At 42.7% G+C, this 12253-nt stretch carries 7 protein-coding genes and 1 pseudogene; 5 read left to right on the top strand and 3 right to left on the bottom strand.

All coding sequences use genetic code 11. The annotated features are described in order from the left end of the window. Window positions 1-595: 595 nt before the first annotated feature. Complete coding sequence (locus tag NSTC745_RS15110) at window positions 596-1519, bottom strand: DMT family transporter (protein WP_445637864.1); 924 nt, start codon at window positions 1517-1519, stop codon at window positions 596-598. A gap of 271 nt (window positions 1520-1790) precedes the next feature. Here NSTC745_RS15110 and NSTC745_RS15115 point away from each other — a divergent pair, with 271 nt between their 5' ends. After that, window positions 1791-4025 carry a cytochrome-c peroxidase gene (locus NSTC745_RS15115; RefSeq protein WP_445637865.1) on the top strand — a complete coding sequence of 745 codons (2235 nt, stop codon included), beginning with the start codon at window positions 1791-1793 and terminating at the stop codon, window positions 4023-4025. 70 nt (window positions 4026-4095) lie between these two features. Here NSTC745_RS15115 and NSTC745_RS15120 read toward each other — a convergent pair whose 3' ends face one another. Together NSTC745_RS15120 and NSTC745_RS15125 are read right to left on the bottom strand one after the other, a co-directional pair. Further along, entirely contained in the window at window positions 4096-5397 is a 1302-nt protein-coding gene (locus NSTC745_RS15120) for a serine hydrolase (RefSeq protein ID WP_445637866.1), read from the bottom strand. Between the two features lie 570 nt (window positions 5398-5967). Continuing rightward, entirely contained in the window at window positions 5968-7146 is a 1179-nt protein-coding gene (locus tag NSTC745_RS15125; RefSeq protein WP_445637867.1) for a GNAT family N-acetyltransferase, read from the bottom strand. Window positions 7147-7276: 130 nt separating this feature from the next. Between NSTC745_RS15125 and NSTC745_RS15130 the strand changes: the two genes are divergently transcribed. The 4 genes and pseudogenes from NSTC745_RS15130 to NSTC745_RS15145 form a co-directional block, all read left to right on the top strand. Beyond that, window positions 7277-7603 (top strand): hypothetical protein, encoded by a 327-nt coding sequence (locus tag NSTC745_RS15130; RefSeq protein WP_445637868.1) that lies wholly within the window; start codon window positions 7277-7279, stop codon window positions 7601-7603. 35 nt (window positions 7604-7638) lie between these two features. Then, window positions 7639-8835, top strand: coding sequence for a hypothetical protein (locus NSTC745_RS15135; protein ID WP_445637869.1), 1197 nt, complete (start codon window positions 7639-7641; stop codon window positions 8833-8835). 67 nt (window positions 8836-8902) lie between these two features. Beyond that, window positions 8903-11416: a phosphoenolpyruvate--protein phosphotransferase gene (gene ptsP, locus NSTC745_RS15140; protein ID WP_445638609.1), complete on the top strand. Its 2514-nt coding sequence runs from the start codon at window positions 8903-8905 to the stop codon at window positions 11414-11416. A gap of 641 nt (window positions 11417-12057) precedes the next feature. Continuing rightward, window positions 12058-12253: pseudogene (locus NSTC745_RS15145) on the top strand (IS701 family transposase); the annotation flags it as partial.

Raw genomic sequence — 12253 nt, forward strand, 5'->3', positions numbered from 1 at the left:
CACGCCTAGAAGCCGGGAAATTCGTGGTTCACAGTCCAATCGTAACCCGTAGGATTGCTCTAATACCAATTTTCTGTGAAGTTGAGCTTAATCCTACCCCCCTGTAGTCCCCCCTTGGTAAGGGGGGACGCCGAAGGCGGGGAGTAATCATTAAGCGCATTGTTGCAGAGAATTGCTCTAACGCATATCAACAGTCAACAGTCATCCGTTAACCATCAACGTTAGATTCCACATTCTGAATTCTTCTTCAAACATTTTTTTGTTGGCTATCAATTGAACAAATTAGATTGCTACAGAGTCAAACTTGTGGGAAAAGTATCGATTTTACAGAAGCATGACTTCAGTAGTTCGCCTTCACGAGAAAATCATAACAAACCAAAAAATATGCTGCCTCAGTATCTATGCTGTAACTTTGAATGTGCGACAACTTTACTAGGTTAAAAAAATACTAAACATTTTGAAAAAAATTCCTAATAATTATTAAAATTATTCTCAGAAAAATTAGCATTCACCTGAATTCATTTATCATTACCATTAACACACAGCAATTTCACTGTTGATTTTTTTACATTCTGAATTCTGAATTCTGATTTCTTCAATCACTTTTCCCCAAGGCGATCGCCACTGAACCTGCAACTACTAAACCTGCTCCAAATATTCCTAGAAAAGTGAAGCGTTCTGGTGGAATTAAATCAGGTGCGATCGCTGATACAACGGCAACTGATATTAATGTCACAATGGGAGCTAAAGCTAATACTGCACTGACTCGCGATGCTTCCCAATGTTCTAATGACTCTGCAAAAGCTCCGTAAGCAATTAGAGTATTCAAAGCACAAAAAATCAACATTCCTGAGTGCAAAACATCAAGTGTAAAAATTGATTTTACCTTAGCTAGAGGAGTGAATAATAAAGCACAGCCTCCGTAAATAATAAGCATGATGCTAGCGGAAGATAAAGATTGTAATAATTGCTTTTGTGCCAAGGCATAAATAGCCCATGCTGCTGCCCCTAGCACAATCAAAATGCTACCTAATATATAGGTATTATGCGCTGTAATTAAATTCGTTAGCTGTTCCCGAAAAAATAAAAAGTAACCACAAGTCAGTACGCTGACACCAATCCATTGATACAACCGATAACGTTCGTGAAAAATTACTAAACCGCCCAAACCTAATAAAAGCGTAGCTAATTGAATCAAAACTTCAGCATTAGCGGGTGATGTTAACGCTAAACCTTGCATGAATAAGAAGTAATTAATCGCTAAAAAAAGTGTAGCGATCGCTAATAATTTCCCAGAACCGGAAGGCAATTGTTCCAGCTTTGGTAATTTATCACTTATGAATAAATAGATAAAAAGCAGTACAAATGATGCTAGGAAACGAAACCAAATAACTGTATATACATCCAATACTTGCAGAGTTACCGAAAGAGCAATTGGTAAAATTCCCCACAATAATACTGTCAACAATGATAACGCTAGCCCTAAGCGCCAGCGACCAGAACTTTGATGTAGTGACATTTAAATCTGCTATGGAAACTATCGTTAATAATAAACTTAAACATATATCTTCAGATATCTAAATTTTATCAAACTCTTACTAGCTAAGCATAATAAACGCTATTTTTTATAAAAAAAGTGTAAACAAAAATTGCTGAGTTTGCTTAACTGAGCTATGCCTTCAAGAGTTTTTTGTTTACATAAAATTAGTAATTATTTCACCTAAACAATAAATTTCACGCTTTTTAGCCAATGTATAATTTTTTCCAGTCTTAATTTATAACCAACAACTATGGGGACTATACCCGTAATAGTATTGGTGCTAGTTTTGGCTAGCTTACCAATTTATTTTCTATTCAATTCAAAAGGTCGATTTTCGCTCAAATTTCTGGCCGGCAAAACTAAGCAAGCAGTCCCAGGCTTAGCTAATCAGCCAAAATTGCTGCCTTATGACCTTAATACATTTTCTAGAGCAACGCCATCATCCAAATTACCTGTTGACATCAAACCCCAAAGGCAAAGATATAGATCTGGTAAGTTTAATCCTCTGAGATCGAAATTTTCCAAAACTATAGTAATTGCTGTCATGATTATGGTGGCAGTAATAGCTGGAAATAGTGTCTCAGCGCAGATTACCCCATCATCACCTTCGCTCAAAGGTGTGCCTGTTCCAGAACCAGATAATCTTGCAGAGTTTGTAAAAGACAAAGCAGCCGCCATTAAATTAGGCAAGGCTCTTTTTTGGGATATGCAAGTGGGTAGCGACGGCGTGACCTCCTGTGCGACTTGTCACTTCCATGCTGGAGCCGACAATAGATCCAAAAATCAGATTGCTCCTGGACTGTTGCGGGTTAACGCTAATGGTACAGAGAACCCGGATACAGTTTTTGATATAGGAGGACTACCAAACTATCAACTCAAGCCAGAAGATTTTCCCTTCCACAAACTAGCAGACCCCAACGATCCTAACAGCGTCATACTCGATCGCAACGATGTCAGTTCCTCCCAGGGGGTTACCAATACTAAGTTTGTTGATGTCGTACCTGGTAATGCGGAAGACCAAGTAAAAACTGAGCCAGATCCCGTGTTTAACGTGGGAGGCATAAATGTGCGCCGCGTCCAGTCTCGTAACACTCCAAGCGTAATTAATGCAGTATTTAACTTCCGCAACTTCTGGGACGGAAGAGCGCAGAACATCTTTAATGGCGTGAATCCTTTCGGTTTGAGAGACCCTAACGCTTCTGTTGTCAAAGCAGAAACTCCAAACCAGCTAAACTTTGTCAAAGTCAGCCTGAATAATGCGTCTTTGGCTTCCCAAGCCGTCGGCCCGCCACTGAGTTCCTTTGAGGTGTCTGCTGATGGTCGGACTTTTCAAGAGATTGGTGACAAGTTTGGGCGAACCAACGGTGTTAAAGGTAAAAAACTCCCCCGAAAACTTGCGAAAAAGTTATTCCCTCTGAGGCCGCTAGGTAAACAGCTTGTGCACCCACAAGATAGCGTTTTAGGTGCAGATAGTAGATGGCCTAAAACCGGACTTAAAGATAAAACCTACGATGCCATGATTCAAGATGCCTTTAAGTCGGAGTGGTGGAAGTCTAATAAACTAATCCAAGTTGATGCCGAAGGGAGACGCACTTTTGTCAAAAAGCCCGATCGCTCCTTGGAGACTAATGAGTACACATTGATGGAGTACAACTTCTCGCTATTCTTTGGTCTAGCAGTTCAGTTGTACGAGTCTACACTCATTTCCAATGACACGCCCTACGATCGCTTCGTAGAAGGCAACACCAGTGCCCTCACCCAGCAGCAGCAACTAGGTAAAACACTGTTTGAAGGGAAAGCTCTGTGCATTGGTTGTCACATTGGGCCAGAATTCACGGCTGCTTCAGTCAGCAATGTAACTAAAAACGGACGAATCAAACGTGCGCCGTTCCCGCCAAACAGCCCTGAAGATAATGGCTTCTTCAGGATTGGCGTTAGACCTAACACAGATGACCTCGGCTTGGGCGGTAATGACGGTTTATTTGGTAACGGTCAAGGTAATCCGCTCTCAGAGGCGCGATTGGCGCAGTTAGGGAAATTTCAGGTTCTCCTTGGTGAAAACCCGACTACTCTCAATCCACCTTTGAAGCCTACGGAAACTGCGGTTGCAGACGGAGCTTTCAAAGCACCTGGACTTCGCAACGTGGAACTCACTGCTCCCTACTTCCACAATGGAGGTCAGGCGACTTTAGAACAAGCGATCGATTTTTACAATCGCGGTGGTGACTTTGGAGCGCTTCCCCGCCTGAATCTCTCACCAGAAGAAAAGCAGCAATTGGTCGCCTTCTTGAAAGCACTAACTGATGACCGAGTTCGGTATGAGAAAGCACCTTTTGACCACCCGCAACTGTTTATCCCCAACGGACATCCGGGTAATTCTACGAAGGTTACCGACGACGGTACTGGCAAAGCTACAGATAGCCTATTGGAAATTCCTGCTGTTGGTAAGAATGGTGGTAACGGTACACCCAATTTCCTAAGCTAATACCATTTTGGGAAATACCTGATATATATAGATACGTAGGGGCGTACAGTTGTACGCCCCTACTTTATTGCTAGCGAGTGCGGCCGCCAAAAGTCGGCTCTATATTGCTGACTTTGGTTTGGTCTAGGTAATTGTAGACTCTTCTCGAAACTTCACGGACAAAATCTCCAGCTTTGGGATCGTAGTTTGGTCTTTGTACCAAAACGCCCGCTAAATAGCTTTTGCCGTTGGGCATTTGAATAATACCCGCGTCACCAATAATGAATCTCAACGTACCGGTTTTGTGAGCGATGGTAGCTCCTTGACCGATACCAGCTGGTAGTAAACTATTGGTTTTGACATGGCGCATAATATCTAAAACTCGATCGCGGCTATTTGGCGAGAGCAAACGATTATTAGAAACTAACGCCGCCAACCTCACCAAATCTTTGGAACTAGTTGTGTTTGTGCCAGCAACGTCTGGAAGTAAATTCCGAACTGCTGTATTTTGCAATCCCCAGCTACGAAAACGTTGGCTAACTTTTGCTGCACCACCCAAGCGATCGAGAACTAGATTTGTTGCGGTATTATCGCTGATTGTCATCATCAAGGTAGCAGTTTCTAGGACGCTAAACTTAGTTCCGATGGGTTTGTATTGCATAGTTCCAGATTCACCAACCCTTAAATCGCGCCGCATCACTAGTTTATCTGTGAGTTTGATTTTGCCAGCGTCTATATCTTGAAAAAGAGCTACTAATAAGGGAAATTTGATTGTGCTTGCAGCAGCAAATCTTTTCTCACCATTAATATCTATATAATTTCCTGTTGCTAAATCTAAGAAAAAGATTCCGGGATTTAATGATTTATAACTCGCTAACAGACTGCGAATTTGAGAACTCAGACCGACCATCTCTTGACCAAGATTCACAACTCCCGCAAATGTAGTCGCATCTGTGGATTTAATCGCAATATCTTCTCTATTTTCCCCAACAATGGGATTAGTTTGGCGGTTAAATGAATTGAATTTAAAAATCCAATGAGAACGGGAATCTCCCTTGATTGAAACATTCTGGGAAGTAATATCATAACCAGGCGCTAATTCTACGACAAAACGAGTGGTTTGAGAGTCTGGTTTGCCAAGGCGTATTTCTCTGATTGCATTCCCAAAACTTTGTTTGACGGTATCAGAATTAAAAGTAGTTCCGGGTAAATCAATTACCAATCTGTTGGGATTATCTAATACAAATGCCTTTGGTTCTATTCCAGAAGTGGTAGTTAGGTCTAATTGGTTTTGGCTAGAATCAAAATACCAAGACTGTAATTGTGAAGCTTTAGCTTGTCCGGCAAGCAGAACTAAACTGCTCAAACCAATGGCGAGTAGATGTGATTTCATGTTGAGATTGTGTGTGTGCAAGTAAGTAGGCAAGTAAGTAGCAAGTAATCAGCTTTACTTAGATTGTTTTCTGACGAGTGTGTTGAACTTCCGGATAAAAACTCTAAATCCCATCGAGTTATTTTTTGAGATGTCTTTGGGATTAGATAAGCACAACAAATCATCATTACTCATCAAAAGTAAATCGCCGAGAATTTTGTTTGTGACGTGAGTTGACAACAACAGAAATTGTTAATCTAGCGCAAGGACGAGCCAAGGGTCAATTATGTTTCCAACTTTATTTTTGTTGATTCACAAGTAGAGACGTAGCAGTGCTACGTCTCTACATTGTTTTTCACCAAATATCTAATGACATCTTAGATTTAATCATGACTATCTACTTATGAGGTATGGAAAAGAGGCAGAGGAACAGAGGAGAATAATTAATAATCTATGCCCCATACGGGTTTTGGGAAAAGGGGAAAGGGGAAAGGGAAAAGGAAAAACCTTTAACCTTTACCCTTTAACCTTTTCCCCAAACCCAATTACGAGTTAAAAATGGACAAAACGAGCAGTATTCCCCCATACCCATTAAAAGAAATCAGCCACCCAAGGAGAACTAGCTGCAAATATTTGCGTAGCTGCTGAAATAGCTGTTTCTGTGCCATGCACTTTTCCAGCTATTTGCAGATGGTAGGGAGAAAACAAACCTGTATATAGTGGTGCTAGTTCTCGAATATTTAGTTGCAACTCTCCTTTTCCACCTTTTGTAACTTCACCGCGTCCATTGGCAACAGAAAGAATGAATTTACCGTTGTTTGCATCTATGACATTATCTTGAATATCTAAATGGAGTTCTGTTTGCAGCCCCAATGGATAACCGCGCAGGGACAATGCTTTGACAACATCTACTATTCGTAGCATCCAGCGAAACTGAGTCGAAATCTTAGCAGTTTGTTCTGGTAACGCCAATGTCAGAGTATCAATTGCAGAACTCTTCCAACGTACCTGCTGAATTTGGGAGCGATGGCTGGCTAGAAGAGACCAAAAAGTTTGTGTCGCAGCAGCTGTTTTTACTACCCAATCTTTGACAAAGATAATTTCACCATTGTGTGTTCGTTGTTGAGCGAAGATAATGTAACCTTCGGGTTTGTCTTTTGTACCAATGAAATAGGCATAGACTTGTTCGTTTTCATCTGGTTCGATTAATCGCCGCCAAATTGCGGGATGTCGGTCTAAATATCCGTGGGTGAGTTTGGCTTGCTGGTGATATAGTTCGTGAAAGACTCGATCATTTATGGGAACTACTGATTGCAAAGGTAGGGGTTGCTCCCGTACTCCAATGGCGTTGGTTGCGACTTCCCAAATGTACCAGCTACCCCCTTGTTCGTACCCGACTTTTCGATACAGGGTTTGCACAGCTGGATAAAGAGCAGACAGGGGTATACCTCTGGCATAAAGTTCCTTGAGGGTGTGCTGCATGAGAGCGATCGCTCCTCCCGAACCACGGTATTCTGGAGCAATACCCACTACGGCTATTCCCGTCATTGGTAAACGCTCGCCACCCCACCACTGACCCATATTCAGAGTTGCTAATCCACCAATTAATTGCCCTGACTCGCGAATAATCCGAAAGTTTTCTACGCCAATTTGGTTCATGTAAGCTTCCTCACCACCAAGTGCGTTGACAAAACACTGCTTAAGGATAAACGCAAGCTGCTGAATATCCTGGGGCTGCGCTAGAGTGCTGTATTCAAATTGGGGTGTCATCTCTTATACGTTTAATAATACAAAAGGAAAATTATACTACAACGCAGGTTGTTTGAATTCTTACTAATTAAATATACGATTCAATTTATAAAGCTTAAGGTTGAGGCGATCGCACATTGAGTTTATCTCTTTGAAGCTCAACGTTGACCTTCTGAGGCTCAACTTTGACCTTCTGAGGCTCAACTTTGACCTTCTGAGGCTCGACGTTGACCTTCTGAGGCTCAACTTTGACCTTCTGAGGCTCAACTTTGACCTTCTGAGGCTCGACGTTGACCTTCTGAGGCTCAACTTTGACCTTCTGAGGCTCAACTTTGACCTTCTGAGGCTCAACTTTGACCTTCTGAGGCTCGACGTTGACCTTCTGAGGCTCAACTTTGACCTTCTGAGGCTCGACTTTGACCTTCTGAGGCTCAACTTTGGCTTCAAAACCTGGCTAATATCAAAATCTAGATTATAATTCCTGAGACATATTTCTGGCTCAAGAAAATTCTGATGAATGTTCTCATCAATTTATTGCTTTTTTTACTGCCAATTCTGAGTAGCCTGTGGATTGCTCAAAGTTTCAATCCTTTATCTTCTTATCTGCCTCTCCAAAAGATAGACGGTGCAGCTTTATATAGAAAAGAATTAACCAACGGTAACGAAGCTTATTTACAAGTTATTGACCTCCGGAAAATGCACATCGACCAAATCGTTGGAGAGGTGGATAATATGGGTGAAAAGCAAGGTAAATATTATCGAGGAGAAGGTGGACATTACAGCCCTTTTTTCAAGAACAAATTATTCTCTGAAGTTGCAAATGAATATCAACAGCTTTATGCTAATAATGTTTTTTCTATCATTAATTGTTCTTTTTTTGAGCAATATCAACCCAGCACGCAATTATCTTTTCCGATAAAACTCAATGGTGTAGTTATCAGCGGCGGTAATAGTCCCTACGGCCCCGTCAAAGAACCAAAAGATAAATATTATAGTAATATTCGCCTCAAGGCTTTAGTCTGGGATGATAAGCAGGCATACATTACAAATTACGATCGCCTTAGTGGTGCGCCCCTAAATCAAAAAGCAGTAAAAAACGCAATCGTCACTTACCAATACAGCGACCATCCCGCAAAAGTATTGGCTCAAAATCAAGCCAATAAATACCAACTCATCGGTACTCTTAACAAAGATGGTGTTAAAGGTGACGAGTTATTGTTGATTATGACGGTGAATCAAGCAACTTTAGACGAAGCAGCGGATTTACTACGTAAATTAGGAGTCAAAGGCGATATCATTACCGTTGACGGGGGCAGATCGACTTATTTGTTCAATCCCCAAAGAGGAAATATTATCGTTCCACAACTATCTAATGTGCAAGAAAATCCTACTTTTCGAGATTTACCTCATTATCTAGGATTCCGTAAGAAAAGTAAAAATCAGGTTGCACCAAAAATTTTCCTCACTCAGCCAGCAGGCAAAGTCATTGCAAACAAAGATCGACCTTTTTTAATATTGTGGCGAGACAATTTTGATGGCGATGTCTCGATTAGGTTGTACTATGAAAAGAAACTTATGCAAAACATCTCTTCGCGTACTGGTAGCGATGGGGTTTATGAGTGGACACCACGCATTCCTGTAAAAGAGGGCTATTTTGTTCGGGTTTCTAACTCCAAAGACGGGAATATTTTCGGGCAGTTGCAATTTTAGCTCAATGGGAAAATGAAATGGATAACTGGCCGATCGCAAACCTCTCAATAAGATTGGCGGTGTGGCAGTGGTCGGAATTGTCATAGTTTCTCACAGTAAACAACTAGCTTTGGGCGTGCGGGAACTCGCCGCGCAGATGGTTCGGGGTGAAGTCCCGATCGCTATTGCAGCAGGTATTGAAGATCCGGAAAATCCTTTGGGTACAGATCCCATCCAGGTTAGTGAAGCGATCGCTGCTGTTTTCTCTGATGATGGTGTCTTGGTGTTAATGGATTTGGGTAGTGCTTTACTCAGCGCAGAAATGGCACTGGAGTTTCTGCCAGAGGAACAGCGGCAAAAAGTTTATTTGTGCGAAGCGCCTCTGGTGGAAGGTGCGATCGCTGCTGTGGTAGCTGCGGCGGCTGGCGGGAACATTCAGCAAGTAATGTCCGAAGCACGGGGCGCATTACTAGCAAAAGCAACTCAATTGGTTGGAGCTAGTAGCCCTGCGTCGATTGTGGATAGCAACATCCAAACCAGCAATCCAGAATCCCCGACGCGAGAAATCCGGCTGATTGTCAGCAATCGTTTAGGTTTACACGCCCGCCCCGCAGCCCAGTTTGTAGCAACCGCAGCCAGATTTCAATCTCAAATTCTGGTGCAAAATTTAACTAGAAATACCGGGTTAGTCCGGGGCGACAGTATTAACCAAGTCACAACTTTAGGGGTGCGTCAAGGACACGAATTGCTAATTACTGCCACTGGTTCAGATGCAGATGCAGCACTGGCAGCATTGCAAGTATTATTTGCCACTAATTTTGGCGAGGATAATGCTGCTTTTAATCATCCACCAGTCTTGCAACACAAAGTTGCCCCAGCTACTGAGGGCGAACTCTCTGGAATTCCGGCTTCTGCTGGAGTGGCGATCGCACCTGTGGTTCGTTATCAACCCGCCCCAATTGCCATTACGGAATATCGCGTAGATGATACCGAAGCAGAGTGGCAACGTTTACAAGCTGCTATTCACATCGCCCGGCAAGAAATTCAGACGGTGTTCTCACAAGCATCTTTTCAAATTGGCGATGCTGAAGCTGCCATCTTTGACGCCCATTTACTATTTTTAGAAGACCCAGTTCTTTTAGAAGCGGCTCATCACCGCATTTTAGAACAGCATATAAATGCCGAGGCCGCTTGGCAAGCCGCAGTCGATGAAGTGGCAACTTCCTATCGCACACTTGAGGACTCTTATTTGCAAGAGCGAGTGGACGATGTTGTGGATGTGGGGCAAAGGGTGATGCGCTTACTAACTGGGAATGCCCCTGCTAACTTACATCTGGAGTCACCAGCGATTTTGGTAGCCAGCGATTTAACGCCTTCGGATACCGCCGGACTAGACCCCACAAAGGTGTTAGGGATTTGTACAACTTCTGGGAGTGCCACTTCCCACAGTGCAATTATCGCCCGCACCTTAGGGATTCCCGCAGTTTTGGGAGTAGATGCCCAAGTGTTGTACTTGGCAGATGGGACGTTGATGGCACTGGATGGTGAAAGCGGCACAGCTTGGGTAGAACCAGAGTTAGATATTCTAGAACACCTTCAGGCAAAGCGAGAAGCTTGGCAAAGTGCCCAGCAACAAGCACGAGCCACGGCACACCAGCCGGCAATTACTTCTGATGGTCGGCAAGTGGGCGTTTTTGCCAATATCGGTAGTATTAATGATGTCCAAGCTGCTGTAGCTAATGGTGCCGAAGGTGTGGGGCTACTCCGCACCGAGTTTTTGTATTTGGACAGGACAAGCGCCCCCACAGAAGAAGAACAATTAGCAGTGTATCAGGCGATCGCTGAAGTTTTGGAGCATCGTCCGCTGATAATTCGGACTTTGGATATTGGCGGCGATAAGCCACTTCCTTATCTCAGGGTAGGGTTTCCCGAAGCCAACCCATTTTTAGGTTGGCGGGGAATTCGTTTTTGCTTGGGCAATCCAGAAGTTTTCAAAACTCAGTTGCGGGCAATTTTGCGAGCTAGTTTTGGGCGCCAAATTCAAATCATGTTGCCGATGATTGCTACTGTAACGGAGGTGCGTGCAGCTAAGGCAATTCTCGGTGAAGTCCAGGCTGAACTCAAGCAAGCTGGTATTCCCTTCGATACAGGAATAAAACTAGGGATTATGGTAGAGGTGCCGTCAGCAGTGGCGATCGCCGAACGGTTAGCCGCTGAAGTAGACTTCTTTAGTATCGGCACTAATGACCTTAGCCAGTATGTCATGGCAGGCGATCGCACTAACCCACGCGTAGCAAATTTAGTTGATGCGCTGCATCCAGCGGTGTTAAGGATGGTAAAGCAAACCGTTGAGGCTGGCCATGCGGCGGGAATTTCCGTCGGTTTATGTGGCGAATTGGCAGCAGATCCTTTAGCAACAGCGATTTTATTAGGTTTGGGGTTAGATGAATTAAGTGTGAATCCTCAAAGTATACCTGCAATCAAGCAGGGGATTCATCAGTTAAGTTTAGCCGAGAGTGAAGCGATCGCGGCATCAGCATTAGAACAAGATTCCGCACAACAAGTGAGAGAAATAATCTCAACTACTCCCCCTCCTGCATGAACTTATCCTGCTAAGTAACGTGTGTGTAAAAAAAACAAAATATATCACCAAAAGTAAAGTTGCTCAAAAAGCTCTTTAATCGTGCCTTCTGCCTTGTCATAACGACAATTTTCAACACTAACCTACTTAATATAAATTATGGTAATCTAGTTTATACAGGAGTGGAGTGTATTAGTTGATGATGGTACATTTCGAGGCATTGAGTAACCTTATTTACATAAACGGGACATTCAACCCCAAATACCAAAACGAGCTTGGAAAACAAAGAAAAACAGAGGTAGACCCATCAAAATTTCTGCTCCGAGATTTCAGCAAGAGCTTTGTTTTGCATGGCATCAAAGCAAATATCATCGTTTCGTTGTCCGCTGGAAACGATATAAAGTACATTTTGATGCATTTATTGACCTTGCTACTATACATATTGGGATTCAAAGAATACCATTACTGGAACAAGTTTAAGGAAAATACCGATCTCCTTTATGTCTTTTCCTAATTGTATTTATACTTTAATCAAAAGTATTTTTTGTTACATATAAGTTCGTAATTTGATTTCTGAAGAAACTCAGTAGACTTTAGGGTGTCTTGTTCCCTGTTTGCTGACTGCGTAGATCGTTTCAGAAATCAAAGTGATTCTTATATGTATATTTCATTCACTTACAGCCACTACCAGGCCATCTACTGCCAAGTGCGATTTCAACACTTGTAAGTAGATTTTTTGTGCTGGCAGAATAAAAATATACAGGCTGTAGACGTTTGGCAGACATCATCAAAGATTTATCTCACGATAGCGCCAACAGCTTTTTGCTACGTGAGCCACACGAACCCAAGGATTTATTG

The sequence above is a fragment of the Nostoc sp. DSM 114161 genome (genome assembly GCF_052692665.1).